Annotated in this window: 27 protein-coding genes and 1 tRNA gene; 11 read left to right on the top strand and 17 right to left on the bottom strand. The window is 39.8% G+C overall.

Features of this window, described 5'->3' with window-relative positions; translation table 11 throughout:
• Window positions 1–57: 57 nt before the first annotated feature.
• The 3 genes from thiM to thiE are packed head-to-tail and all read left to right on the top strand — an operon-like array spanning window position 58 to window position 2,307.
• Complete coding sequence (thiM, locus tag H7N69_RS04085; RefSeq protein ID WP_187884883.1) at window positions 58–837, top strand: hydroxyethylthiazole kinase; 780 nt, start codon at window positions 58–60, stop codon at window positions 835–837.
• Window positions 834–1,643 (top strand): bifunctional hydroxymethylpyrimidine kinase/phosphomethylpyrimidine kinase, encoded by an 810-nt coding sequence (gene thiD, locus H7N69_RS04080; protein ID WP_187884882.1) that lies wholly within the window; start codon window positions 834–836, stop codon window positions 1,641–1,643. Before thiM ends, thiD begins: the two co-directional genes overlap by 4 nt.
• A complete protein-coding gene (gene thiE / locus H7N69_RS04075; RefSeq protein ID WP_187884881.1) occupies window positions 1,636–2,307 on the top strand; it encodes a thiamine phosphate synthase in 672 nt (223 codons plus the stop codon). The genes thiD and thiE overlap by 8 nt, the downstream gene beginning before the upstream one ends.
• Before the next feature lie 21 nt (window positions 2,308–2,328).
• On the opposite strand, the gene H7N69_RS04070 is transcribed toward thiE, so the two are convergent.
• The 9 genes from H7N69_RS04070 to der form a co-directional block, all read right to left on the bottom strand.
• Entirely contained in the window at window positions 2,329–3,066 is a 738-nt protein-coding gene (locus H7N69_RS04070) for a hypothetical protein (protein WP_187884880.1), read from the bottom strand.
• Window positions 3,066–4,343 (bottom strand): bifunctional phosphopantothenoylcysteine decarboxylase/phosphopantothenate--cysteine ligase CoaBC, encoded by a 1,278-nt coding sequence (gene coaBC / locus H7N69_RS04065; protein WP_187884879.1) that lies wholly within the window; start codon window positions 4,341–4,343, stop codon window positions 3,066–3,068. Before coaBC ends, H7N69_RS04070 begins: the two co-directional genes overlap by 1 nt.
• Window positions 4,340–5,323 (bottom strand): UDP-N-acetylglucosamine 4,6-dehydratase (inverting), encoded by a 984-nt coding sequence (gene pseB, locus H7N69_RS04060; protein WP_187884912.1) that lies wholly within the window; start codon window positions 5,321–5,323, stop codon window positions 4,340–4,342. The genes coaBC and pseB overlap by 4 nt, the downstream gene beginning before the upstream one ends.
• Before the next feature lie 21 nt (window positions 5,324–5,344).
• Complete coding sequence (locus H7N69_RS04055) at window positions 5,345–7,108, bottom strand: OmpP1/FadL family transporter (RefSeq protein WP_187884878.1); 1,764 nt, start codon at window positions 7,106–7,108, stop codon at window positions 5,345–5,347.
• Window positions 7,105–7,722, bottom strand: a complete 618-nt coding sequence (locus tag H7N69_RS04050) for an HP0838 family lipoprotein (protein WP_001268507.1) — start codon at window positions 7,720–7,722, stop codon at window positions 7,105–7,107. The genes H7N69_RS04055 and H7N69_RS04050 overlap by 4 nt, the downstream gene beginning before the upstream one ends.
• A gap of 19 nt (window positions 7,723–7,741) precedes the next feature.
• Window positions 7,742–8,347 (bottom strand): LPP20 family lipoprotein, encoded by a 606-nt coding sequence (locus H7N69_RS04045; protein ID WP_001236579.1) that lies wholly within the window; start codon window positions 8,345–8,347, stop codon window positions 7,742–7,744.
• 471 nt (window positions 8,348–8,818) lie between these two features.
• Window positions 8,819–8,895 (bottom strand) — tRNA-Arg (locus H7N69_RS04040).
• 62 nt (window positions 8,896–8,957) lie between these two features.
• Entirely contained in the window at window positions 8,958–9,242 is a 285-nt protein-coding gene (locus tag H7N69_RS04035) for an HU family DNA-binding protein (protein ID WP_001029098.1), read from the bottom strand.
• Between the two features lie 141 nt (window positions 9,243–9,383).
• Window positions 9,384–10,772: a ribosome biogenesis GTPase Der gene (gene der / locus H7N69_RS04030; RefSeq protein ID WP_187884877.1), complete on the bottom strand. Its 1,389-nt coding sequence runs from the start codon at window positions 10,770–10,772 to the stop codon at window positions 9,384–9,386.
• A gap of 76 nt (window positions 10,773–10,848) precedes the next feature.
• Here der and H7N69_RS04025 point away from each other — a divergent pair, with 76 nt between their 5' ends.
• The 7 genes from H7N69_RS04025 to H7N69_RS03995 all read left to right on the top strand — a co-directional run bounded on the left by H7N69_RS04025 (window position 10,849) and on the right by H7N69_RS03995 (window position 17,443).
• Window positions 10,849–11,727, top strand: coding sequence for a hypothetical protein (locus tag H7N69_RS04025; RefSeq protein WP_187884876.1), 879 nt, complete (start codon window positions 10,849–10,851; stop codon window positions 11,725–11,727).
• Window positions 11,728–11,813: 86 nt separating this feature from the next.
• Entirely contained in the window at window positions 11,814–12,602 is a 789-nt protein-coding gene (locus H7N69_RS04020) for a spermidine synthase (protein WP_078260353.1), read from the top strand.
• 1 nt (window position 12,603) lies between these two features.
• Window positions 12,604–13,194 (top strand): dephospho-CoA kinase, encoded by a 591-nt coding sequence (gene coaE, locus H7N69_RS04015; protein WP_187884875.1) that lies wholly within the window; start codon window positions 12,604–12,606, stop codon window positions 13,192–13,194.
• Window positions 13,195–13,252: 58 nt separating this feature from the next.
• Window positions 13,253–14,614: an Asp-tRNA(Asn)/Glu-tRNA(Gln) amidotransferase subunit GatA gene (gatA, locus tag H7N69_RS04010; RefSeq protein WP_187884874.1), complete on the top strand. Its 1,362-nt coding sequence runs from the start codon at window positions 13,253–13,255 to the stop codon at window positions 14,612–14,614.
• Between the two features lie 9 nt (window positions 14,615–14,623).
• Complete coding sequence (guaB, locus tag H7N69_RS04005) at window positions 14,624–16,069, top strand: IMP dehydrogenase (protein ID WP_001221704.1); 1,446 nt, start codon at window positions 14,624–14,626, stop codon at window positions 16,067–16,069.
• A 121-nt stretch (window positions 16,070–16,190) separates the two neighbouring features.
• Window positions 16,191–16,871, top strand: coding sequence for a F0F1 ATP synthase subunit A (locus tag H7N69_RS04000; protein WP_000401225.1), 681 nt, complete (start codon window positions 16,191–16,193; stop codon window positions 16,869–16,871).
• 323 nt (window positions 16,872–17,194) lie between these two features.
• Window positions 17,195–17,443: an RNA-binding protein gene (locus H7N69_RS03995; RefSeq protein ID WP_000790555.1), complete on the top strand. Its 249-nt coding sequence runs from the start codon at window positions 17,195–17,197 to the stop codon at window positions 17,441–17,443.
• A 214-nt stretch (window positions 17,444–17,657) separates the two neighbouring features.
• On the opposite strand, the gene H7N69_RS03990 is transcribed toward H7N69_RS03995, so the two are convergent.
• The 7 genes from H7N69_RS03990 to H7N69_RS03960 form a co-directional block, all read right to left on the bottom strand.
• On the bottom strand, window positions 17,658–18,479 hold the full coding sequence (locus H7N69_RS03990) for a glycosyltransferase family 25 protein (RefSeq protein ID WP_078286595.1): 822 nt from the start codon (window positions 18,477–18,479) through the stop codon (window positions 17,658–17,660).
• 355 nt (window positions 18,480–18,834) lie between these two features.
• Window positions 18,835–19,770, bottom strand: coding sequence for a thioredoxin-disulfide reductase (trxB, locus tag H7N69_RS03985; protein WP_000564418.1), 936 nt, complete (start codon window positions 19,768–19,770; stop codon window positions 18,835–18,837).
• Window positions 19,771–19,775: 5 nt separating this feature from the next.
• Entirely contained in the window at window positions 19,776–20,096 is a 321-nt protein-coding gene (trxA, locus tag H7N69_RS03980) for a thioredoxin (RefSeq protein WP_000020206.1), read from the bottom strand.
• 91 nt (window positions 20,097–20,187) lie between these two features.
• Entirely contained in the window at window positions 20,188–20,532 is a 345-nt protein-coding gene (locus tag H7N69_RS03975) for a YraN family protein (RefSeq protein WP_187884873.1), read from the bottom strand.
• Window positions 20,533–21,798, bottom strand: coding sequence for a homoserine dehydrogenase (locus H7N69_RS03970; RefSeq protein WP_187884872.1), 1,266 nt, complete (start codon window positions 21,796–21,798; stop codon window positions 20,533–20,535).
• A 10-nt stretch (window positions 21,799–21,808) separates the two neighbouring features.
• On the bottom strand, window positions 21,809–23,593 hold the full coding sequence (gene uvrC / locus H7N69_RS03965; RefSeq protein ID WP_187884871.1) for an excinuclease ABC subunit UvrC: 1,785 nt from the start codon (window positions 23,591–23,593) through the stop codon (window positions 21,809–21,811).
• Window positions 23,594–24,055 carry a hypothetical protein gene (locus tag H7N69_RS03960; protein WP_000437213.1) on the bottom strand — a complete coding sequence of 154 codons (462 nt, stop codon included), beginning with the start codon at window positions 24,053–24,055 and terminating at the stop codon, window positions 23,594–23,596.
• Between H7N69_RS03960 and H7N69_RS03955 the strand changes: the two genes are divergently transcribed.
• A complete protein-coding gene (locus H7N69_RS03955) occupies window positions 24,047–24,226 on the top strand; it encodes a hypothetical protein (protein ID WP_039082895.1) in 180 nt (59 codons plus the stop codon). The genes H7N69_RS03960 and H7N69_RS03955 overlap by 9 nt on opposite strands.
• 3 nt (window positions 24,227–24,229) lie before the next feature.
• Here H7N69_RS03955 and egtV read toward each other — a convergent pair whose 3' ends face one another.
• Window positions 24,230–24,880 carry an ergothioneine transport ATP-binding protein EgtV gene (egtV, locus tag H7N69_RS03950; protein ID WP_187884870.1) on the bottom strand — a complete coding sequence of 217 codons (651 nt, stop codon included), beginning with the start codon at window positions 24,878–24,880 and terminating at the stop codon, window positions 24,230–24,232.
• Window positions 24,881–24,882 lie beyond the last annotated feature (2 nt).

The following is a 24,882-nucleotide window of genomic DNA, read 5'->3' as shown; positions in this document are numbered from 1 at the left end:
CGCCGTTTAATGGATTTTTTGTATAAAATAAAAAAAAATTTAAGGAGGTTCATCAAAATGTTGAAAGAATTACGCCAAAAACGCCCTTTAGTGCATAATATCACCAATTATGTGGTGGCGCAATTTGTGGCTAATGGTTTATTAGCCTTAGGGGCATCGCCTTTAATGAGCGATGCGATTGCTGAAATGCAAGATTTAGCGAAAATTTCTGACGCGCTCGCTATCAATATTGGCACCCTTAATGATCGCACTATTTTATGCGCTAAAGAGGCGATCAAACATTACAAGGCTTTGGATAAACCCATCGTGTTAGATCCTGTGGGGTGTTCAGCGAGCGCTTTGCGTCATGACACAAGTTTAGAGCTTTTGAAAAGTGGTGGGGTTAGCGCGCTTAGGGGCAATGCTGCAGAATTAGGCTCTTTGGTGGGTATTTCTTGCGAAAGTAAGGGGTTAGACTCTCATGATGCCAATACGCCTGTAGAAATAATCAAACGAGCGGCTCAAAAATATTCCGTGATAGCGGTAATGACGGGTAAAATAGATTACGTGAGCGATGGGAAAAAAGTTTTTAGTATTACTGGGGGGAGCGAGTATTTAGCGGTGATTACTGGGGCTGGGTGTTTGCATGCAGCAGCGTGCGCGAGCTTTTTGAGTTTGAAAAAAGGCCCCCTAGATTCTATGGTGCAACTTTGCGCTTTCTATAAACAAGCCGCTTTTAATGCGCAAAAAAAAGTGTTGGAAAATAACGGCTCTAATGGTTCGTTCTTGTTTTATTTTTTAGACGCTCTAAGCTTGCCCATAAAGTTAGAAAATAGTCTTATTAAGGAAGAGTTGTGAAAGTTTATCCGCAAGTTTTAAGCATTGCTGGCAGCGATAGCGGTGGGGGCGCTGGGATACAGGCCGATTTGAAAGCGTTCCAAACTTTGGGCGTGTTTGGGACAAGCGTGATCACTTGCATCACCGCTCAAAACACACAGGGCGTGCATGGGGTTTATCCATTGAGCGTAGAGAGCGTGAAAGCACAAATCTTAGCCATTAGAGATGATTTTTCCATCAAAGCGTTCAAAATGGGGGCGTTATGCAACGCTAAAATCATTGAATGCGTGGCAGACGCTTTAGAAACTTGTGATTTTGGGTTGTGCGTTTTAGATCCGGTGATGGTGGCAAAAAATGGGGCTTTGCTTTTAGAAGAAGAGGCGATTTTAAGCTTAAAAAAACGCCTTTTACCTAAAACCAATTTACTAACCCCTAACCTCCCTGAAGTCTATGCGCTCACAGGCGTTCAAGTGCGAGATGATAAAAGCGCTTCAAAAGCGATGGGCATTTTAAGGGATTTAGGCGTTAAAAACGCTGTGATTAAAGGGGGGCATACAGAGCGTTTTCAAGGGGAATTTAGCAACGATTGGGTGTTTTTAGAAGATATTGAATTTATCTTAAACGCCAAGCGATTCAACACCAAAAACACGCATGGCACGGGTTGTACTTTGTCTAGCTTGATTGTGGGCTTACTCGCTCAAGGGTTGGATTTAAAAAACGCTATCACAAAGGCTAAAGAGCTTTTAACTATCATCATTCAAAACCCCTTAAACATTGGGCATGGGCATGGGCCTTTGAATTTGTGGAGCATTAAAAAGCATGTTTGATGCGAATTGTTTGAAACTCATGTTTGTGGCTGGTTCGCAAGATTTCTACCACATAAAGGGCGGCAAAAACGATAGGATAAACGCGCTTTTAGACACTTTAGAATTAGCTTTACAATCTCAAATCACAGCGTTTCAATTCCGCCAAAAGGGCGATTTAGCCTTACAAGATCCCATTGAAATCAAACGATTAGCCCTAGAGTGTCAAAAATTATGCCAAAAATACGGCACGCCTTTTATTATTAATGATGAGGTGCGACTCGCGCTAGAATTAAAGGCTGATGGCGTGCATGTGGGGCAAGAAGACATGGCTATAGAAGAGGTAATAACTTTATGCAAAAAGCGCCTTTTTATCGGTTTGAGCGTCAATACTTTAGAGCAAGCCCTAAAAGCGCACCATTTAGATCATATAGCCTATTTAGGGGTAGGCCCTATTTTCCCCACACCATCTAAAAAAGACGCTAAACAAGTTGTAGGCGTAGAGCTTTTAAAAAAAATACGAGACAGCGGGGTAAAAAAACCTCTCATAGCGATTGGGGGCATCACGATGCATAACGCTCCAAAATTGCGCGAATATGGGGGTGTCGCAGTCATTAGCGCGATCACGCAAGCCAAAGATAAAGCCTTAGCGGTTGAAACACTTTTAAAAATGCGTGAGGGATTCTAAAATTTTGCAATGAAAATTTTTCTACCCTAGTGTGTCTAATAAGCGCTCTTCAAAAGCAAAAAGCATGGGGGTTTTTTCGCACACGATTTCCACAAAAGAAAAGCCTAAAAGGGTGTTTTGAGCCTCTTTTAAAACCTCTTTAGTCCTTTGGAGGGTGGTTTTTAAAAAAAGCTGTTTTTCTTTTTCTTTCAAGTAAATAACGCCGCCGATCTCGCCCAAGTTAGGATACAGAGCGTAAAAATCAACGCTTTGTTTTTTGGCTTTCATCTGTAAAAAGGCTTTTTTGCGTTCGTTTTCAACCACAAAGCTTAAAACCTGCGATTGCAAGCTTAAAAGCATGTTGGCTGTATTCAAAAATTCTTGAGAGCTTTTAGCATGGACTAATTTTTCGCTCAAAAGTTCTTTGTATTCTTTTAAAGGGGTGTTGTCTTTGGCGCTCAATATTTCTTTTAATTTCTTCATTTCAAGAGCGGGCAAATCGTCTAATGCGTCTAAGATTTTTGGGGCAGGCACTAAATTTTTAAGCACAATATCGCCCAGCTGATTTCTTTGCATAGTCGCAAAATAAGGCTGATTGATTTTTAATTCCTGTTCGCTTTTGGTGGGGATAATTTTATTACCCACTTGCAAAAGAAAAAGATCTTTATCTTGTTTTTCTAGCACTTTTAAAAGAATGGGTAAAGTGGCGTTAAAATGGTGCGCAGCGTTTTTGGAATGAAGAGCGTTAAGCTGGTTTAGGGCGTTTAGGGCTTCTAGCATTAAAGGGCGTTGTCTTTGATAAAATCAAGGATTTTAAAGCTCGCTTCTAATTTGTTCATAGAAGGGATTTTTTGGGTTTTTTTATGGCTAAAAAGCCACAATTCATTTTCTAATGATCCAAAAGGGCGTGAATCTTTAATGAGATTCAAAGCAACCACAGAGCAACCCTTGCCGTTATCTTGAAAAGGTTTTAAAAGATTTTGAGCGTTTTTGATAGCGTTTTGTTGATCGTCTTCAGCTTTAAAGCCGATTTTAACGAATTGGTTAGGATTGACAGAAGCCAGTAAATCCTTATTTTGAACGCATTCAATATTTAGGGTTTCGCCGATTTCGCTTTTTTTAAGCTTATAATTAAAAGAAGTTTTAGGCAAATAATCGCTAATGGCGGCTAAATTAAAGAGTAGGGGTTTTAAGGCATATTTTTGCAAGTTTTTAGCGGCGTTATTCAGGGCGTTTTCATAAGAAGCGGTGTCGCTAACGGGAACGCTTGTGATTTCTTTAGGCAAAGGGGTGGGGAAGTTGGATGCAATCAAAGTCACTTTGGCTCCCTTAAAATATAACGCTAAAGCCAAAGCGCTCGCTTGAATCCCGCTAGAAAGATTGCTAATAACTCTAACGCTGTCAATCTTTTCCATGCTCGCGCCGCCCATGACTATGACTTCTCTGCTTTCAAAATAAGCGTCTTTTAAGAGCGTTTGAGCGGCTTTAAAAAGGATTTCTAAAGGCTCAGCCATCGCTCCGTCGCCTTTAGTGTCGCATGCTAAAAGGCCGTTTTGCGTGTCTAAAATAATGTGGTTGGAATCTTTCAAGCGTTTTAAATTACTTTGAGTGATAGGGGAATTGAGCATGTTAGTGTTCATGCTAGGGGCTAGGATTTTAGGGGAAGCGCAAGCTAAAAAAGTCGCGCTGATGGTATTATCCGCTAAAGCGTGAGCGATTTTAGACAGGCTGTTAGCACTCAAAGGGGCAAAGATGAGTAAATCAGTACTAGCAGCGCATGCGATGTGGTTATGGTGCAAGGCGTTTTGGTGGTTGTAATACCATTTTTCATTACGATCATGCAAGACCTTATGGTGGCTCAAAGCTTCAAAACTTAAGGGTTTGATGAATTTTTTCGCACTCTTGCTCATCACCACTTGAATACTAGCCCCGCTTTTAAACAACAAACGCACTAATTCTAGGGATTTATACGCCGCAATAGAGCCGCTCACGAGCAATAAAACACGCTTGTTTTCTAACAATCTTAAGGGGTAAAATAAATCTTCTAAAAAATTCATAATAATTTTAACAAATCATCAGGCTCTAGCCATTGGTTATTAGTATGGCTGCTGTATTCAAAATCAGGGGCGACTTTTTGACCCTTTTCGTGGAGTTTGGTGAGCGTGTAATCTTTAGGCGTTTGGAAGCTTATAGTGGGCTGAATGATAAAAAAGTCTTCAAATTCTAGGGCTAAATGGCTTTCATCTTTAGGGATCATCACTTCATGGAGTTTTTCGCCCGGGCGAATGCCGATGATTTTAGTAGGGGTATTGGGGGCTAGGGCTTTAGCGAGATCCGTCATTTTCATGCTAGGGATTTTAGGCACAAAAATTTCACCCCCATGCATTCTTTTCAAGCTTTTAAGCACAAAAGAAACCCCCTCATCTAAGGTGATCCAAAATCGTGTCATGCGAATATCGGTAATGGGGATTTCACTCGCTTGGTTTTGGACTAATTTTTTAAAAAACGGCACCACGCTCCCACGACTCCCCACCACATTACCATAACGCACCACGCCAAATTGCGTTTGAGAAGAGCCTTTAAAGTTATTCGCGCTCACAAAGAGCTTGTCGCTGCACAATTTCGTTGCACCGTAGAGGTTAATGGGGTTAGCGGCTTTATCGGTACTTAGGGCGATGACCTGGCTCACTTCGTTTTTTAAGCATGCGTTAATCACATTGCTCGCTCCCATAATGTTAGTTTTAATGCATTCTAGGGGGTTGTATTCAGCGATAGGCACATGCTTGAGCGCGGCCGCATGGATACAAATATCCACGCCCTCTAAAGCGTAATTCAAGCGTTCTAAATCCCTCACATCGCCGATAAAAAAACGCATCCTAGGATCATTAAATTCCATGGCCATTTCGCTTTGTTTCAATTCATCTCGGCTATAAACGATGATTTTTTTAGCGTTGGTGGTGTCTAAAACTTTACGCACAAAGCGTTTGCCAAAACTCCCAGTGCCTCCGGTGATTAAAATCGTTTTGTTGTCTAGCATGTTTTGATGATTTGGCATGTTTTACCAGCGATAGCCTAAAGAGGCGCTAAAGATCCTCAATTGCCCAATGGTTGGGGATTGATACAAGCTGGAGCGGTTGCTTTTAAAAGTGAAACTCCCCGCTACGCCCAAATCAAAGCCCCTAAAATTGTATTTAGTCCCAAAAGCCACGGTATATCCATTAGAATCTGGGATACCTATCGCATCTTGGGGGCTTGGGGCTTGGTCATAATCAATAGCACCCATCAAACGCAAGCTTTTGCCCATGTAAGTTACCCCTAATCTAAAGGTGTTGGTGTCCCTCCAGCCAGCCCCCATGTTCATCACGCTTTTAAAATTCGCTAAGCCTACCATTTTTTTAAGCGTCTCAGAGTCTAGTGAAGCCACCGTTCCGCTCAAGCCCTTGTAAGTAGCGTTCGCAAAATCAGGGGTTACTAAAAATTTATTCCCTTGACTCCAAAAAGTGCGCTCAAACACCCCCTCTATTCTTAAATGGTCTTTAAAAAATTGGTGGGCGTAGGCTAGGCTTAGGGTTTGGGGGAGTGAAACATTGATATTCAAGTTGCCTTTAGTCAAAACGCTCCCTAAAGAAGGGCCAAGCTCTGTGATAGCCACTAAACCGCCTTTCATGTTGAATGTAACTGAAGAATTATACACCACCGAAAACATGCCATGATCAAACACACGCAAACTCGAACCCACTCTATACCCCCCTGATACGCCTTGCCCGTTAGATTTTTGCACGACTTGAGTCGTGCCATAAAGATTGGCGCTCGCTTTGATTAAACCGCTATAACCCATGATTTTTTTCAAGCCGTTGTAAAACTCTTGACAGCTCTGATCGCTCATATCCCCACCGGCTTTTTGGCAATTAAGCGCCGGTTGGTAGCCGATATTGCCCAATAAAGTCATCATGTTGCTTGGCACTTGATCGGCAAAAACATTGTTGGGTAAATTTAAGATTTGCTCCGCGCTCAAAACTGAAGCGCCTTCTAAAGGCACATAAACGGTGTTATTAAAGCTCCCGGTCGCATAAAGCCCTCTTAAGCCTACACCCACAGAAAAGCGTTTATTAATAGTATAGCTCATGCTAGGAGCAAGCTCTACCATCATGATAAACACATCATGCAAAAATTCCCCCCCTTTACCATTCCATTTCATGCCCAACCCGCTAGGAGCGGTGAAACTCCCCCCAAAAGTGAAGCCGTTATGCGTGCGCGTTTTATAAAAGAATTTGGGTAAAACAAAATTAGTCGTGCCCGTCCAGCCATTCACGATTTGAGTGTCAGGTTTTGAAGCGAGAGTTACGACTTTTTGATTGGTCAAGTTCATAAGCCCTTGAACACGATTGATAGCTTGTTGCAGGCCATTGGTAGCGGCCGTATTGCCAAGCGCTTTAAGGATATTGCCAAGCCCTATAGTGTTGATGATGCCTAAAATATTTTGTTGGTTTTTATCAATTTCTAAACTCGTAACCGAATACAATCCTTGATTAGTCGTAGGGACTTTAAAGCTAAAGGCTGGGATATTGATCACGGTGGTGGTCATTTCAAATTCGCTTCTGTTTTCACCCCAATCGTTAGTAAAGCCCATATTCGCCGGATTGTAAAAAGAAGCATCAGCCCCCCTAGCCCCAGCGACATACGCCGAGCCTAAAGCCGTGCCATTCAGGCTTTGCTCTTGGATTTTAAAGCCATTGGCATAAGAAAGCAAAGGCAAGCTCAAAGCGATTAAATGGCGTTTTTTGAGCTTTTTAAAACAACAAAGTGGGGAAAAGTTTTTCATTGAAGCTCGCTATCAGCGTTTTCATTATCTTCTAAATCTTGCAAAGAAGGCTCATAGGGTTCAATCCTAATAGCAATTTTTTGCGTCAAATTCTGGAAAGAAATCAGGCCATTTTTTCTTTCATAAAGGATAATTTCCCCGCTTTTTTGAAACCTTTGGATCACGTATTCAGGGGTTAGGTGGCGTTTCCCTAAGCCTTTAAAAATATCTCTCCCTAAAACAATGTCATCAAACAAATCCCCATAGCTCACCTTACCAAACAAATCCCTTGCAGCAATCCATTTAGCCGAACATTTTTGGCTAAAACAAATGTTTCGTTTAGTCATATAAATATCGCCCACTCTTTGGCTGAGCTTATAAAGGGTTACTTCAATATTATGGTCTTTATCGGTTTTAATCGTGCCGTAATCATAAAAGCGAAAAACCGGCGTGTTAATATAAATGAGCCTGAATTGGCGCAAGGCATTCAAAGTCTCTTCTCTTTTTTTATTGGCTTCTTCTTGTCTGATTTGCTCCCTAGTTTTGGGGGTTTGCTTAGAAAAAGGGTGCTTGGAGCAAGAGACAAAAAAAAGCGTCATGAAAAATAATAAAAAAGCGTTTTTAAAATACCGCATGATTATAGAGTAAGAGGGTTTATCCTCTCGCTCCGCTCAAAATACGATACCAAATCCTGCCGTCTAATTTAAGCTCCATGCTCACTTGACACAAACCATCTTTATAGATGGTCTCAGTGATTTCAGCGTTACGAATGAGAGCGTTGACTCTCGTTTTAATCACGGAATTTTGTAAAACCATGTCTTTGACGGTGTCTTGAGCGTTCACCCTAATACCATACATTTTTTCACCCAATTGGCGGTAGCCATCAACGATAGCCGCCCGCTTGGCCAAAGCTAGGGCTTGAGAGGGCGAAATGGTGGATTCTGGAGCCACGCCCATGCCCACTGCGTTCAATTCAATGACATTATTAGGCGTGAGAATGGGGGTGTTAGGGATAGCGTTAGTGGGGTTAGAGCTAATGATGGGCTGATTGTTATTCTCAAAGCGTGGGCTTGGGAGAGGCTGAATGCTCTTTCTGGGGGTGAAATTGGTTGGAGGATAAATGGGGGCTTGCAAGCCATTAGCTGAAGGGGGGATTAGCTGGGCGTTAGTGTTACGCTTTTTAAAGAGACTGCAACCGCTTATCAAAAGAGCGGCAACAAGCAACGAATTGATACCAAAAAAGGCAGAGTGCAAACGCATGGGCATTTCCTTAAAATGAGTTGATCAAGTCTATTATATCATTTTTGAATGGATTTGTCATGCGGATATTCTTAACTAATCTTATAAGGCTAGTGAGCTTTAAGTTTAAAGTCTAGGGGGTTATGATTTATTTTTTGGCTTTCCTAAAATTTTTAATAGGGATCACTCAATTTTTTAAAAAAGGGATTTTAATGGCTTGATTGTATCGTTTTGAGGTTTTATTTTACGATAAAACTCATTTTTTAAGTTTGATTTTTAAACCCATTTTCTTAATAGGATAGGGGGCATTTTGAAAAATCCTCCCCTACAACCCACAACTAAAATCCCCTTAAAGAGCGCTTTTTTAAGAGGTTATCGCTTGTTTTTTGAAAGATCTTTTTAATTATAAAAAATGCTTTGAATATTTTTTAAATAAGATTGGAAATAAAATAAAATTTTTTTAAATTCCTATGATAGTAAAAATAGTGCGAATGGTGTCCTTGGCGGGATTCGAACCCACGACCTTACGATTAGGAATCATACGCTCTATCCAGCTGAGCTACAAGGACATTTTATAAGAAAGCAAGAAGCTTACCATCTATTGATAAGCCCCTTGCTGAGTGGATCAAATTTACTTGCCTTCTTCAACTTTTTGTTTAAGGATTTTGCCGGGTTTGAATTTAGGTACTCGTTTGTCTTCGGTTTTATAAGTTTTATCGCTTCCTGGAACTTTACCCTCTTTGCCTTTTTGCTCTGCGGTTTCAAATTTGCCAAAACCAATCAACTCCACGCTTTCACCCTTGCTTAAAGCTGTTTCTACCGCTAGAGTAAAGGCGCTGATCGCTTCTTCGGCTTCTCTTTTGCTGCTGTATTTACCCGCTTCTTTAACCAAATCAATAAATTCCGCTTTGTTCATGTGGATAACCCCTTTTCTAATAGATGCCAAAACCAAGCGATTTAATCGCCTAGCCTGACTGATTGAGCGGTAATTATAATCAAATCCTAAAGATAAATCAAGCAAAAACGCTTTTTTAAGGGGGTTTAACGCATAAAAAATTTAATTTTGTTGGGTGCTCTTTTTATCTTTAGCGTTAAGGATTAAAGGCGTGCCTAAAAAATTAAATTCTTTCCTTAAGGTGTTGATCAAATAGCGTTTGTAACTGAAATGCAAGGCTTTAGGGCGATTCATAATAAGAGAGATTTGAGGGGGTTTGGTGGCAAATTGCGTGGCGTAATACACTTTCACTAATTTCCCTCCATCGCTTGGTAAGGGGTGTTTTTGGGTGGCTTGAGAAATCACGCTATTGAGCAAGCTCGTGGGAATGCGTTTGGAAAAACACTCATAGACTTCTATGATTTTATGCTTGATTTCATCTATATGGTGCGCTTTTAAGCAGCTGGTTGTGATCACAGGGGCGTATTCTAAAAAGCGGAATTTCCTTTTTAAGGTTGCCATGATCTCTTCATAAGGGGCGTAGCGGATGTCCCATTTGTTTAAAATGAGAATGATGCCTAAAGAGTGTTTATCCGCTAAAGAGCTGATCTTTTCGTCCAATTCCACAAAAGGAGCGCTCACGTCTAAAACTAAAAGCGCGATGTGGGATTTTTCTAAGGCTTTTTGCGTGCGTTCTAGTGCGTATTTTTCAATGCCTAAGATTTTACCCCTATGCCTGATGCCAGCGGTATCCACAAAGCAGATTTTTTGATCGCCTATTAGAATAGTTTCATCTATGGGGTCAATAGTCGTGCCAGCCACGCTAGAGACAAGGCTCCTTTCTTTTTTCGTGAGTGCGTTTAAAAGCGAGCTTTTGCCCACATTCACTCTCCCAATGATGCCTACTTGAATGATTTCTTCTTCTTTATTTTCTTCTAAAGCGTTATTAGGGGTTTCTAAGCTTTCTAAAATATCCGCATCCAAATCTTGCTCTATGATTTGGTTTAAATTCAATGCGTTCAATACCGCATCAATTAATGCGCTAATGCCTCTATTGTGCGAAACGGAGATGTTAAAACTCTTTGGCATGCCAAAAGAAGAAAACGCATAAGCTCGCTCTTTTTCTTTGTCGTTATCAATCTTATTGATCACTAAAAAGCAGTTAGGGTTGATCTTAAAAACCTCTCTAAAAAGCTTGATGTCTTCATCGCTAGGGATAGACTTGCCATCCACAACGTATAAAATCAAATCGCTCATTTGAGCGGCTTTTAAATTAAGGGCTTTGATTTCTTTAGACAAAAGAGCGTCTTTAGCCATGCCCCCTGTATCTAACAATTCCACTTCATGACCATTCAATGCGATTTTTCGTTTGTTAATGTCTCGTGTCGTGCCTGCAAAATCTGAAGTGATAGCGATCCTTTCTCTAGCTAAGCGGTTAAATAACGAGCTTTTCCCCACATTAGGCTGGCCTAAAATCGCAATGGTTTTTAAAGTTTTAGGGCTTGTATTCATCTTTTTTATCGCTTCAATTTAATCAAAATTAGATTACAATATTATAGTTATTTAAAGCTTAAATAAGGGTCTAGCATTGTTTTTAGTCAAAAAAATAGGCGTGGTAATAATGATTTTAGTCTGCTTTTTAGCTTGCTCGCAAGAGAGCTTTATCAAAATGCAAAAAAAAGCCCAAGAGCAAGAAAATGACGGCTCTAAACGCCCTAGCTATGTGGATTCGGATTACGAAGTCTTTAGCGAAACGATTTTTTTACAAAACATGGTGTATCAGCCTATAGAGGAAAGAAACGCTTTTTTCCAACTGACTAAAGATGAAGACAATTCTTTTAACCCTGAAACTTCTGTGATTTTATTGAATGAGCCAAGCGATAATAATGAAAAAAACCCGCCCTTATACCCAAATGATCCCAACAACAACGCTAATAATGCCAATAATGAAAAAAACCCGTTCCTTTACAAAAAAAGAAAAGCCAAAAATCCAAAACTCATTGAATATTCCCAACAAAATTTCTACCCCCTAAAGGATGGGGATATTATCATGAGTAAAGAAGGGGATCAATGGTTGATAGAAATCAAATCCAAAGCCTTGAAGCGTTTTTTAAAAGATCAAAACGATAAAGATCGCCAGATCCAAACTTTCACTTTTAATGACACTAAAACGCAAATCGCGCAATTTAAGGGCAAGATTTCTTCGTATGTTTATACCACCAATGACAGCGATTTGAGTTTAAGGCCTTTTTATGAATCCTTTTTGTTAGAAAAAAAGAGCGATGATCTTTATACGATAGGGGATAAGGCTTTAGACGCCATTGAGATTTCAAAGTGTCAAATGGTGTTAAAAAAGCATTCAACCGATAAATTAGACAGCCAGCATAAAGCCATCAGTATTGATTTGGATTTTAAAAAAGAGCGCTTTAAGAGCGATACGGAACTTTTTTTAGAATGCCAAAGTTAGGGCGTTTATTACGACAATTTAGATTTTTTTGGGTAGCATGTTAGCGTTTCAAAGGCATGGATATTGTTAAAAAGTAAGGAATGTTTATGTGGATCACCCAAGAAATCACGCCGTATTTGCGTAAAGAATACACCATAGAAGCGAAATTATTAGATGTTAGAAGCGAGCATAATATCTTAGAGATTTTTAAATCTAAGGATTTTGGTGAAATTGCAATGCTTAACCGCCAGTTGCTGTTCAAGAATTTTTTGCATATTGAAAGCGAGTTGCTCGCTCATATGGGGGGTTGCACCAAGAAAGAGCTTAAAGAAGTTTTGATTGTGGATGGGTTTGATTTGGAATTAGCCCACCAGCTTTTTAAATACGACACGCATATAGATTTTGTGCAAGCGGATGAAAAGATTTTAGACAGCTTCATCAGTTTTTTCCCCCATTTCCATGAAGTGAAAAATAATAAGAATTTCACGCACGCTAAACAACTATTAGATTTAGACATTAAAAAATACGATTTGATCCTTTGCTTGCAAGAGCCGGATATTCATAAAATAGATGGTTTAAAAAGAATGCTTAAAGAAGATGGGGTGTTTATTTCGGTAGCCAAACACCCATTATTAGAGCATGTGAGCATGCAAAACGCTCTTAAAAACATGGGTGGGTTTTTTCCTATTGCCATGCCTTTTGTAGCACCTTTAAGGATTTTAAGCAATAAAGGTTATATTTACGCTTCTTTTAAAACCCACCCCTTAAAAGATCTAATGACGCCAAAAATAGAAGCGTTAACAAGCGTGAGATACTATAACGAAGACATTCATAGGGCCGCATTCGCTTTGCCTAAAAATTTACAAGAAGTCTTTAAAGACAATATCAAATCTTAAAATGATCTTAAAAAACGCTATCGCTCTCACAGGGGGGATAGGCACCGGTAAAAGCACCACCATTAAAATATTGGAATCGCAAGGCTATGAGATTTTAGATGCGGATAAGATCGCTCATCAATTATTGCAAGAGCATCGGTTAAAAATCGCCCAACATTTTGGATCAGATATTTTAGAAAAAGATATTTTAAACAGAAAAAAACTTGGCGCGATCGTGTTTCAAAAGGCTAATGAGTTAAAATGGCTAGAGGATTTTTTACACCCCTTAATCCGTGAATGCATGCTTAAAAAAGCCTATGAATTAGAAAAGAATCATCAAGCGTATTTTTTAGACATCCCTTTGTTTTTTGAAGTGGGGGGTAAAAAACGCTATCCTGTGAGTAAAGTGGTTTTAATCTATGCGCCCAGGGCCTTACAAATTGAGCGCCTTTTAGAGCGAGACACACTCAAAGAGGCTGAAATCTTGCAACGCTTAGCTTGTCAAATGGATATAGAGCAAAAACGCACCATGAGCGATTATATTATAGACAACAGCTCCAGTTTAAAAGATTTAAATAAGCGAGTTGAACGCTTTTTAAAAACGCTCTTATAAGCTCGTTTTATATGTAAGCATGTTAAACTACTATTAAATTTTTTGTAAGGCTAAAAACATGATCACTTTAAAACAAGCCCTTTCTTTATCCCAAGATGAATTAGAAACCCTTAAAAACGAAATTGACGCTAAGGTTAGAGCTTCAGATTTGAACGCTTATATTAAAACCCCTAGCCTTAATGGCGCTAGCGCTAAAGGCGTGCCGATCCTTATTAAAGACAATATCAGCGTTAAAGGGTGGGAAATCACTTGCTCCAGTAAGATTTTAGAAGGCTATGTCGCTCCTTATCATGCGAGCGTGATGGAAAACTTGCACCAAAACAGCATGGCAGGGTTTGGGCTTTCTAACATGGACGAGTTTGCGATGGGAAGCACCACAGAGTCTAGTTGCTATGGGATCACCAAAAACCCACGAGACAAAAACAGAGTGCCTGGAGGGAGCAGTGGGGGGAGTGCGGCAGCGGTAGCGGGTGGATTAGCGGTGGCGGCTTTAGGGAGCGATACGGGCGGGTCTATCAGGCAACCGGCGAGCTATTGCGGGTGTGTGGGGTTAAAGCCCACTTATGGGAGGGTGAGCCGTTATGGTTTGATCGCGTATTGCTCTAGTTTTGATCAAATCGGGCCTATCACGCAAAATGTAGAAGACGCTTCTATTTTATTTGACGCTATTAGCGGGTATGATAATAAGGACTCCACGAGCGCGAATCTCAAACCCACGCAAACCTTTAAAAACCTTAACAGAGACAAACGCTTTAAAATCGCTATCTTAAGGGATCACATTAAAGACGCGAGCAATGAAGTGCAACTCGCTTATGAGAACACCCTTAAAGCCTTGAAAGAAATGGGGCATGAGATTGTAGAAAAAAAGATGTTGGATTCGCATTATCAAATCTCTATCTATTATATTATCAGCATGGCTGAAGCGAGTTCGAATCTGGCCAGATTCGATGGGGTGCGTTATGGGAGGAGGGCTCAAAACATTAAAGATTTGAAAGAATTGTATCTCAAAAGCCGCAGTGAAGGTTTTGGCGATGAGGTGAAACGGCGCATCATGTTAGGGAATTTTGTCTTAAGCAGCGGGTATTATGACGCTTATTATTTGAAAGCCCAGCAAATGCGATTGATAATCAAAGAGCAATACAACAAGATTTTTGAAGAAGTGGATTTGATTTTTACCCCTGTAGCCCCTACGAGCGCTCATTTATTCAACTACCATGCAAGCCCTCTAGAAATGTATTTGAGCGATATTTACACGATTGGGGCGAATTTGAGCGGTTTGCCAGCCCTTTCCTTGCCGGTCGCTAAAGATCCTTTAGGCTTGCCCATAGGGATGCAATTCATTGCTAAGGCTTTTGATGAACAAAGCCTTTTAGACGTTTCTTACGCTTTAGAGCAAGAATTGGATTTAAAATTAGATTAAGGATAGAAAATGAGAATTTTACAAAGGGCTTTGACTTTTGAAGACGTGTTGATGGTGCCTAGAAAATCCAGCGTTTTACCTAAAGACGTGAGCTTAAAATCTCGCTTAACTAAAAATATTCGTTTGAATATCCCCTTTATTAGCGCGGCTATGGATACGGTTACAGAGCATAAAACCGCTATCGCTATGGCGCGCCTTGGGGGTATTGGCATCGTGCATAAAAACATGGATATTCAAACGCAACTCAAAGAAATCACCAAGGTTAAAAAAAGCGAGAGCGGGGTGATTAATGATCCTATTTTTATCCATGCGCACAGGACGCTAGCGGACGCTAAAGTCATCACGGATAATTACAAGATTTCAGGCGTGCCTGTGGTAGATGATAAGGGGTTGTTGATTGGGATTTTAACCAACAGAGATGTGCGCTTTGAAACCGATTTGAGTAAAAAAGTGGGCGATGTGATGACTAAAATGCCTTTAGTTACCGCTCATGTGGGTATTAGCTTAGATGAAGCGAGCGATTTGATGCACAAGCATAAGATTGAAAAATTGCCTATTGTGGATAAAGATAATGTCTTAAAAGGCTTGATCACGATCAAGGACATTCAAAAACGCATTGAATACCCTGAGGCCAATAAAGATGATTTTGGGAGGTTGAGAGTGGGGGCGGCTATTGGAGTGGGGCAGTTGGATAGGGCTGAAATGTTAGTTAAAGCGGGGGTGGATGCACTGGTGCTAGACAGCGCGCATGGGCATTCAGCCAATATCTTACACACTTTAGAAGAGATTAAAAAAAGCTTGGTAGTGGATGTGATTGTGGGGAATGTGGTGACTAAAGAGGCCACAAGTGATTTGATTAGCGCGGGAGCGGACGCTGTTAAAGTGGGTATTGGGCCAGGAAGCATTTGCACCACTAGGATTGTGGCTGGGGTGGGAATGCCCCAAGTGAGCGCGATTGATAATTGCGTAGAAGTGGCGTCTAAATTTGATATTCCTGTGATTGCCGATGGAGGGATCCGCTATTCAGGCGATGTGGCTAAGGCTTTGGCTTTGGGGGCATCAAGCGTGATGATAGGCTCTTTACTCGCTGGCACAGAAGAATCTCCTGGGGATTTTATGATTTACCAAGGGAGGCAATATAAAAGCTATAGGGGCATGGGTAGCATTGGGGCTATGACTAAAGGGAGCTCTGATAGGTATTTTCAAGAGGGCGTGGCGAGTGAAAAGTTAGTCCCAGAAGGCATTGAGGGGCGTGTGCCTTATCGTGGTAAGGTTTCGGATATGATTTTCCAATTAGTAGGGGGCGTGCGCTCTTCTATGGGGTATCAGGGGGCGAAAAATATTTTGGAATTGTATCAAAACGCTGAATTTGTAGAAATCACTAGTGCGGGGTTAAAAGAAAGCCATGTGCATGGCGTGGATATTACCAAAGAAGCCCCTAATTATTATGGGTGAATTTTAAAAGAAAACAAGACAAATCGTTTAAAAACTCGTTAAAAAGCTTGGTTTAATGAGTTTTTAAAACTTAATTGCTACAATTAAGGAAATTTTCAATAAGGCTTAGAGAAACTTTTTCATGGAACACAGAGTATTTACTATTGCTAATTTTTTTAGCTCCAATCATGATTTTATCACCGGGTTTTTTGTCGTTTTGACAGCGGTTTTGATGTTTTTAATCTCGCTTGGCGCGTCGCGCAAAATGCAGATGGTGCCTATGGGTTTGCAGAATGTGTATGAGAGCATCATTAGCGCGATTTTGAGCGTGGCTAAGGATATTATAGGCGAAGAATTAGCCCGCAAATACTTCCCCCTAGCAGGCACGATCGCTTTGTATGTCTTTTTTTCTAACATGATAGGCATCATTCCTGGCTTTGAATCCCCTACGGCTAGCTGGAGCTTTACGCTGGTTTTAGCGCTGATTGTGTTTTTTTATTACCATTTTGAAGGCATTAGAGTGCAGGGCTTTTTTAAGTATTTCGCTCATTTTGCAGGTCCTGTGAAGTGGCTCGCTCCTTTCATGTTCCCTATTGAGATCATCTCGCATTTTTCTAGGATTGTGTCTTTATCGTTTCGTTTGTTTGGGAATATTAAGGGCGATGACATGTTCTTGCTCATCATGCTTTTATTAGTGCCTTGGGCGGTTCCTGTAGCGCCCTTTATGGTTTTGTTTTTTATGGGGATTTTACAAGCTTTTGTTTTTATGATCCTCACTTATGTGTATCTGGCAGGGGCTGTTTTAACCGATGAAGGGCATTAAACAAAGCGTCCTTGTTTGGCTTTAATGTTGTTTTTTAAAACTTTGTTTTATGGTAAAGCTTTTAAAAGGATAGGGGGGTGGTTTTGAAACCATGCTCCCCTTATCCCTTAATAACGCTTTTTAAAATTACCGCTTGCTTGTGTAAGTTCTATTTTATTATCAATACCCAATTTTAATAGCTTTTATAATTTTTTAAGCAATCATTAGATAAAATCCACCATACTTCTGTTTTGGATGTGTTTGGGTTTTAGAAGTGTTACTTTTTTATAACTTTTTCATATTCTTATGGGTATGTTGTCATTTTTTTACCGGAGAATTTTATCTTGAAAAACATTTATGTAGGGAATTTGGTTTATAGCGCTACCAGTGAGCAAGTCAAGGAGCTTTTCAGTCAATTTGGCAAAGTTTTTAATGTCAAACTGATTTATGACAGAGAAACGAAGAAACCTAAAGGTTTTGGCTTTGTAGAAATGCAAGAAGAGGGCGTTAGGGAAGCGATTGCTAAATTGGACAATACGGATTTTATGGGCAGAACGATTAGGGTAACCGAAGCCAATCCTAAAAAGTCTTAATCTTAAAGCATTAGAAAATTAGAAAATAATTTTCTGATGCACTTCATTTTCTTAATGCGTCTTATCTAGATCGTGCATAGAAGCTAAAAGAGGCTACAAACTCTTTTGAAATCCATTTAAAAATTCAATCCATTCTTAAAAGCGGTTAAAAACTGGTTTTGTTCCAATCAAATAGGGACAACTTTAAAACGCTCTTTAGTATTTTTATTATTGATTATACAAACTGCCAATATTTCAAATATTTGAAATGGAGTTCTCTCATTAGGGCGATTTTAGGGCTATAGGGTTCTTCTTTTCGCGCTATCGTAGAGATTTGCTCATCATCAGCGATCACAAAAGGTTGTAACACCAGATTTTTCACGCCATGGATAAAAGTAGCGTCCATTATCGTATCCACAGGAACAACCCATTTTCGGCTGTGTTTCAAAAAAACTTTGGCAATCTTGGGCGTGATCACATAGCCTTGAGTCCCCACCCCATGACTATAAGCCTTAATGATTCCCACACGCTCTTGTATCTCGTGGTTTTTATGGCTCAATGGCTCACTTTTCACACTGGCATCATACAATAAATGCATCAAGCGGATATAGCCTAACTCTTGGATGTGTTTTTCTAAAAAATCCAAGCCCTCTTTAAAATCCTCTTTCAAGGTTATATCGTCTTCTAAAATACAGATCGCTTCATTGAGCTCTATGCATTTTTGCCACAAGGAATAATGACTCGCATAGCACCCAAGCTCCCCCAAGCTCATAAACTTCGCATGGTATTTTAAAGCGTAATAAAATTTAGAAACCTCACTGATAGGATTGGTTATAATCCCCATGTCTTTGATGTTTTGCGTGATGAAATAAGGGTGTAAATGCTTTTTCACTAAGGGGTGCAACCCGCCTTCAAAAGTTTTAGAATAAATCGCATCAAAAATTTCGGCTTTGTGGTGGGTGGCATTGATGTTATTGAGTAAAGTTGTGGTGTCTCTAAAAACCAAACCAAATGTATCGCACACTTTTTGATTTAAAGAAATGACAAAAACACGCAAAGCTTAGACTCCCATAATTTTTAATAGAGTATATCGTTTTTGGCTCTGTTTTACAATAAAACTCTTAAGAGAATAGGGGGTATTAAAATAGTTCTCCCCCCTACAACCCCCAACTAAATCCCCACAACCCCCTAAGGAGCGCTTTTTTGATCAAACAAGTTCTTTTATTATATTGATTGTAAAAAATGTTTTGAGCGTTTTTAAATTTTGTGATCAATATTTAATTAAAACAAAGCAAGAGAACGAAATCGCATTGCAACTAAACAAAAAACTAAAATACCTTACAAGTTTTGAAGATCCAATGAATGTTTGAAGCGAGAACTTATAACCCTAAATCTAGGGTTATAAGCTTGATTTAATGGTGTTCTAAATAAGAAATCACGCTTAAGGCTGCCGTAGCGCCATCGCTTGCAGCACAAACCACTTGCTTAGGGGCAAAAATGCGAATATCTCCTGCCGCAAACAAGCCTTGAACATTCGTTTTCATGGAAAAATCCACGACAATAGAGCCGTATTCATCGCATTTGCACAGCATAGAGCCGTCTTCTTGTTTTAACACAGCGTTATTCACATCATAACCCACAAAAATAAAAAACCCCGGCACGACTAATTCTCTTTTTTCGTTAGTGGCTGTGTTTTTAATGCTTAAAGAAGACACGCCAGAAGCATCGCCCTTGATTTCTTCCACCACATAAGGGGTTAAAAACTCAATCTTATCATTGTTTTTAGCATGCTCTAAAGTGATAGGTGCGCACCTAAAACCATCTCTTCTGTGGATGAGATAGACTTTTTTGCAGATGTTGGCTAGATAAATCGCCTCTTCTACGGCGGTATCGCCTCCACCAAGCACCGCTACTTCCTTATTTTTGTAAAAGAAGCCATCGCATGTCGCACAAGTGCTAACGCCTTTACCCCAATATTCTGACTCGCCTTTGATGCCTGTGCGTTTAGGGCTACCACCGGTAGCGATAATCACGCTTTTAGCTTCAAAAGTCTTGCCATCTTCTGCCAAAATAACAAAATGAGAGTCTTTTTTAGAAACTCTTTGAACAGCGGTCATCTCATGCTTTAAGCCAAAGCGAAAGCATTGCTCCTGCCATGGTTGCATGAAATCCAACCCGCTCACCACTTCCTTAACGCCCGGATAGTTTTCAATCTCACTACTACCAGTGATTTGCCCTCCAGGCATTCCTTTTTCAAATAAAACGGCGTTTTTAACACCGCCTCTAGTGGCATAAAGCCCCGCGCTCAAACCTGCAGGACCACCTCCAATAATCGCGCAATCTATCATGGCTACTAGCCTAGAAGTTTGTTCAATTGCTCTTTTAAAGCAACTTTAGTTTGCACACCCACCAACTGATGGACGACTTCGCCATCTTTTGTGAATAAAAGCGTAGGAATGCTTCTAATCCCAAATTTCGCGCTCAATTCTTCTTGCTCATCGGTATTGACTTTACAAATCTTAGCCTTACCTTGATATTCGCTAGCTAATTCATCAATCACAGGGGATAGCATCTTGCAAGGACCACACCATGGCGCCCAAAAATCCACTAACGCAACCCCTTTTTTAATGGTGCTTTCAAAATTTTCTTCAGTTAATTCAATATAGTGACTCATTGGTTACTCCTAAATATTCTATGATTTTGATTAACGAGAATTATATTAGCTTAAGAATGTTAATGAAACCGCATTGATTTTGGATAAAAATCTAAAAAGTGATATTTTCTAAAAGTTCAAATTTACCATTTTTCACAATAATAGCGTCAATGCAAAAATCTCTATTGGGATCTTTTTGAGACAAATAACAGCGGATCGTTTTAATCATCTTTTTTAATTTGCTCGGCGTGATCGCATAAATGGGATCAAAATTTTCCCCGCTTTTGACTTCAATGAAATGCAAAACCCCTTTTTTCAAAGCGATGATATCAATTTCGCCAAATTTTGAAAAAAAATTCCTCTCCACCATTTCAAAACCCAGCGTTTTTAAAAATCCGCAAGCTTCTTCTTCAGCCTTTAAGCCCTTTTCTCTATGTTTGTTGTTCAAAAAACGCATTCAATTTTCCAAACGGATCATTTTAGGGGTATCCAACACGCTTTGTAAATTTTCAAGCTCTTTAAGGGCGTTCAGCATAGACTTTTCGTTGGTGGTGTGCGTGGAAAATAAGATTTTAGCCTTGTTGGATTGCGGGATTTCTTTTTGCAAGACATTGTTGAGCGAAATATCATTTTTAGCTAAAATCGCGCTGATTTGAGAAAAAACGCCTTTTTCATCGCTCACTAACAAGCGCGCATAATAAGCGCATTGGATTTCTTCTTTGGGTTTTAGGGGGAGTTTTTGAGGGGTTTCAAAGCCCAGCATTAGAGAGCTTTTTTTCCTTGCGATTTCTATAATATCGCTAATGACCGCGCTTGCGGTAGGCTCTCCTCCAGCCCCAGCCCCATAATACAAAGTCTCGCCCACCTTATCCCCTATGACGCTGATAGCGTTCATCACCCCATCCACTTTAGAGAGCATGCATTCGTTTTTAATCATGCTTGGATGCACCCTTAATTCAATGCAATCTTGGTGTTTTTTAGCGATGCCTAAAAGTTTGATGCTATAACCAAATTCTTTAGCAAACTCCATGTCGTCTGGCTCTATCTTTTCAATGCCTTCAATCAAAATTTCTTCTAATTTCGCATCAATGCCATACGCTAAAGACGCTAAAATCAATAATTTGTGCGCCGCATCAATGCCCTTAATGTCAAATTCAGGGTTCAATTCCGCATAGCCTAAATGCTGCGCGTCTTTCAAAGCGTCCTTAAAGCTCGCTTGATTTTTAAACATCTGGCTTAAAATGTAATTGCTCGTGCCGTTTAAAATCCCTTTAAAAGAAAGGATGTGATTAGCGCTCAAGCCGTCTTTTAAAGCCTTGATAATGGGGATACCCCCACACACGCTCGCTTCAAAGCCTATGGGGGTGTTTTTAGCGGTTTGTTCTAATTCATAGCGGTGGTACGCTAACATGGCTTTATTGGCCGTAACGAAGGCTTTTTGCTTGGCTAAAGTTTTTTTAGCTAAAAGATAAGGCGCTTCAACCCCACCCATAAGCTCCACAACAATATCAATCTCTTCATCTTCTATCAAGCTTTCTAAATCATCGCTGATTTCAAAAGCATAGCCTTTGTGCTTTTTCACGTCTCGCACCACCGCTTTTTTAATTTTAATTTCCACGCCGGCCCTGTCTTTAATGATTTCTTGATTTTCTTGTAAGATTTTAGCGACCGCGCTCCCCACACACCCTAAACCCACAAGCCCTATATTCAATTTTTTTTTCATGTTTTTTCCTTTATTTTCGTTTTTTTAAAACGGCGTTTTTTTCCTGCTCGCTCGCTTTTTCTATCGCTTCAAAACTCCCAAAATAATCCAATAATTTTTTCACGCTGGCTTCTCCTATGCCCTTTTCTTTTAAAAGAGCGATTTGTTTCATGTCTTTAAGTTTAGTGGATCTATGGAAGTTTATCGCATACCGGTGGCTTTCATCGCGCAATTTTTGCACCCATTGCAAGCGTTTGTCGCTAGGGAGCAATTTAAAAGTATGGCTGGGCGTATGGATGATGTCTTTAGCGCCCCCTTTAGCGCGATAAGCTTTAGAATCCCTTTTTTCTTTAGAAATAGCGATCACTTCTACAAAACTCCCGCTACTTTTTAAAATTTCTAAAGCGATGTTTAATTGCGCCCTCCCTCCATCAATCACCCACAAATTAGGCGGTGGCTCTTTAGCAAAGTCTAAGGCTCTTCTGGTGAGCAATTCGCTCATTTGATCGTATTCGTTAGAGCCTTTTAAATGGTAACGCCGATAAGAGTTTTTTTGAAATGCATTGTTTTCATACACGACCATTCCCCCCACGCATTGGCTGTTTGAATGGTGGCTTGTGTCAAAGATTTCCACCCTATAAGGCACGCACTCTAAATTGAAGAGCGATCGCGCTTCTTCTAAAATCCGATCTTCATTAGAGGTTTTTTCTTGGCTAAAAATCTCTTGAGCGTTTTTCATAGCGATTTCTATTAAAGCGAGCTTATCGCCCTTTTTAGGAATGCTAAGAGCGATTTTTTTAGAGTATTGATGAGAGATAAACTCTTGCAATTCTTTAAGCACTTCATTAGAACAAGCGCTCAATAAGATCTGTTCAGGCATCAAAGGCAAATGCGATTGGTAATGGTTGATAATGGCTTGTTTCATCGCCTCATCGGTGTCAAACCCATTGAGGGAGTGGATTTTTTCAAACGCAGAAGAAATGATTTTACCCCCACGCATAAACATTTTCACTAACACCGCCTTATTGTTCCCACTATAAAAAGCAAAAATATCCAAATCGTAGAGTTTGGCTAAATCCATGCAAGTGAAAGGGGCGATTTTTTGGATTTTTGCAATCCTATCCCTGTAAATTAGGGCTTCTTCAAAACGCAAGTTACTAGAAAGGCGCTCCATTTTCAATTCAAGCTCTTTGATGAGCCTGTCTTTATTTTCAATCATTTCTAAACATTCTTTAGCGATTTTTAAATACTCTTCTTTGGTGATTTTATTCTCACATGGGGCTTTACAACGCTCTATTTGATAAAACATGCATGCCTTTTTATCCTTGATGCAATTTTTCTTTTGAACCAAAGGGAGCAATTCATACAAGCTATCCAAAATATCCTTAGCCCCGCTCGTAAAAGGGCCAAAATATTTAACGCCAGGCTGTTTTAAAATTTTTCGTGTGATTAAAGGGATAGGGAAATCAGTGGAAAAATCCATGTAAATATAAGGGTAAGTTTTATCGTCTCTTAAAAGAATATTGTATTTGGGCTTGAGCTGCTTGATTAAAGAATTTTCTAAAATCAAAGCGTCTTGCTCGTTTTCCACTAAAATGGTTTCTAAAAAAGCGATTTGTTTGACCATCATTTGGATGCGTAAGCTTACGCGAGGATTGGGCGTGATTTCATTATTACGGATGGAAAAATAGCTTTTGATGCGCTTTTTTAAGTTTTTCGCCTTACCGATATAGAGTAATTGGCGGTTTTTATCAAAATATTGATACACGCCACTGCTATTAGAAAGGTTTTTCAAACTGGACAATAAATCAGCCATTCATTCCTCAAAAAAACTGCGTTGGTAGTGGATCAAAGCGCGTGCTTTTTCAAAACATTCATGCAAACGAGCGTCTTTAATGGGGTTATGGAACAACCCTAAAGCACTAGGGCGAAAAAAACGGGCTTGTTTTTTAATGGGGGCATAAAAATTGGCTTTTTCTAAGGAATCTTTAGGCACATAACCTAAAATTTCTAACCCATTCAACCCGTCAAACCCATAAGCATGCCCTTGCGTGTTTAAAAAACGGCTGATTTCTTTAGCGAATCGCTGGTTAAATTCCTTAGAAGCCCAAAGATCTTTAAACGCAAAAAGCAATTTAGAGTCTTTGATGAAGATAAAAAGCAAATTTTCTTGTAAACTTAAAGGCATAAAAACCTTAAGCTTTTTGAGTTTCAAAAGAGTTTCAAGCTTTTTATAAGACTTTTTTTGAATGAGTAAGGAGAAAATATTTTGTTCCATAAACTGATCTTAACATGCTTTTTAACGCTTGTGGCAATAACGATTCAAGCTTGCGGCTATAAAGCCCCCCCATTCAATGAAAAACCTGCTAAAAAAACTTCAAACAGCTCTAATTCTTCTATGCAAACGCCTGCTAACAACACCACGCCAGAATTTTTAAACGAGCCTTAAAAATCACTGCTCTTGTTTAAGGGCTTTGATTTCTAGGGTTTTTGTGGCCAACTTTTGCGCCTCTTCCTCATCATGCGTTACCATAATGAAAGTAGCGCAAGAATTTTGGTGTATTTCTTTGATGAGATCTTGCAAATTCTTACGATTAAAACTATCTAAAGCACTAAAAGGCTCATCTAATAAAATGAGTTCTGGCTTGTGGATAATCCCCCTAATAATGCCCACTCTTTGGGCTTGCCCCCCACTCAATTCATTGGGGAATTTATCCATAAGGCTCTCGTCTAACCCCATTTTTAACGCTAAGGCTTTGGCTTCTTTTTGAGCGGCTTGTTTGTTTATGCCTTGTAAATTAAGGCAAAAAGTCATGTTTTGCATGGCGTTTAAATGAGAAAATAAGGAATTGCCTTGAGCGATATAGCCTATTTTTTGGCGTAAAAAAGCGTTGTTTGAAAGGGTCTCATTAAAGATTTTAACGCTCCCAAGATTAGGTTTTAAAAGCCCTAAAATCAAGCCTAAAAGCGTGCTTTTACCGCTCCCGCTCTCCCCTAAAACGCATAAAAAATCCCCTTTTTCAATGCTTAAATTAAAATCCTTAAAAACAGCACGATTGTGGTAGTTAAAAGACACATTCTCTATTTTGACGATTTCTTTCATGC

The organism is Helicobacter pylori (genome assembly GCF_014497725.1).
GTDB classification, from domain to species: domain Bacteria; phylum Campylobacterota; class Campylobacteria; order Campylobacterales; family Helicobacteraceae; genus Helicobacter; species Helicobacter pylori_DE.
Note: the sequence above shows the minus strand (reverse complement) of the source record. Positions and strands in the feature narration are given on the sequence as shown.

Coding starts and splice junctions, on each gene's coding strand:
- thiM (WP_187884883.1), top strand. CDS start 58: ATGTTGAAAGAATTACGCCAAAAACGCCCTTTAGTGCATAATATCACC.
- thiE (WP_187884881.1), top strand. CDS start 1,636: ATGTTTGATGCGAATTGTTTGAAACTCATGTTTGTGGCTGGTTCGCAA.
- H7N69_RS04070 (WP_187884880.1), bottom strand. CDS start 3,066: ATGCTAGAAGCCCTAAACGCCCTAAACCAGCTTAACGCTCTTCATTCC.
- coaBC (WP_187884879.1), bottom strand. CDS start 4,343: ATGAATTTTTTAGAAGATTTATTTTACCCCTTAAGATTGTTAGAAAAC.
- pseB (WP_187884912.1), bottom strand. CDS start 5,323: ATGCTAGACAACAAAACGATTTTAATCACCGGAGGCACTGGGAGTTTT.
- H7N69_RS04055 (WP_187884878.1), bottom strand. CDS start 7,108: ATGAAAAACTTTTCCCCACTTTGTTGTTTTAAAAAGCTCAAAAAACGC.
- H7N69_RS04050 (WP_001268507.1), bottom strand. CDS start 7,722: ATGCGGTATTTTAAAAACGCTTTTTTATTATTTTTCATGACGCTTTTT.
- H7N69_RS04045 (WP_001236579.1), bottom strand. CDS start 8,347: ATGCGTTTGCACTCTGCCTTTTTTGGTATCAATTCGTTGCTTGTTGCC.
- H7N69_RS04035 (WP_001029098.1), bottom strand. CDS start 9,242: ATGAACAAAGCGGAATTTATTGATTTGGTTAAAGAAGCGGGTAAATAC.
- der (WP_187884877.1), bottom strand. CDS start 10,772: ATGAATACAAGCCCTAAAACTTTAAAAACCATTGCGATTTTAGGCCAG.
- H7N69_RS04020 (WP_078260353.1), top strand. CDS start 11,814: ATGTGGATCACCCAAGAAATCACGCCGTATTTGCGTAAAGAATACACC.
- coaE (WP_187884875.1), top strand. CDS start 12,604: ATGATCTTAAAAAACGCTATCGCTCTCACAGGGGGGATAGGCACCGGT.
- gatA (WP_187884874.1), top strand. CDS start 13,253: ATGATCACTTTAAAACAAGCCCTTTCTTTATCCCAAGATGAATTAGAA.
- guaB (WP_001221704.1), top strand. CDS start 14,624: ATGAGAATTTTACAAAGGGCTTTGACTTTTGAAGACGTGTTGATGGTG.
- H7N69_RS04000 (WP_000401225.1), top strand. CDS start 16,191: ATGGAACACAGAGTATTTACTATTGCTAATTTTTTTAGCTCCAATCAT.
- trxB (WP_000564418.1), bottom strand. CDS start 19,770: ATGATAGATTGCGCGATTATTGGAGGTGGTCCTGCAGGTTTGAGCGCG.
- trxA (WP_000020206.1), bottom strand. CDS start 20,096: ATGAGTCACTATATTGAATTAACTGAAGAAAATTTTGAAAGCACCATT.
- H7N69_RS03975 (WP_187884873.1), bottom strand. CDS start 20,532: ATGCGTTTTTTGAACAACAAACATAGAGAAAAGGGCTTAAAGGCTGAA.
- H7N69_RS03970 (WP_187884872.1), bottom strand. CDS start 21,798: ATGAAAAAAAAATTGAATATAGGGCTTGTGGGTTTAGGGTGTGTGGGG.
- uvrC (WP_187884871.1), bottom strand. CDS start 23,593: ATGGCTGATTTATTGTCCAGTTTGAAAAACCTTTCTAATAGCAGTGGC.
- H7N69_RS03960 (WP_000437213.1), bottom strand. CDS start 24,055: ATGGAACAAAATATTTTCTCCTTACTCATTCAAAAAAAGTCTTATAAA.
- egtV (WP_187884870.1), bottom strand. CDS start 24,880: ATGAAAGAAATCGTCAAAATAGAGAATGTGTCTTTTAACTACCACAAT.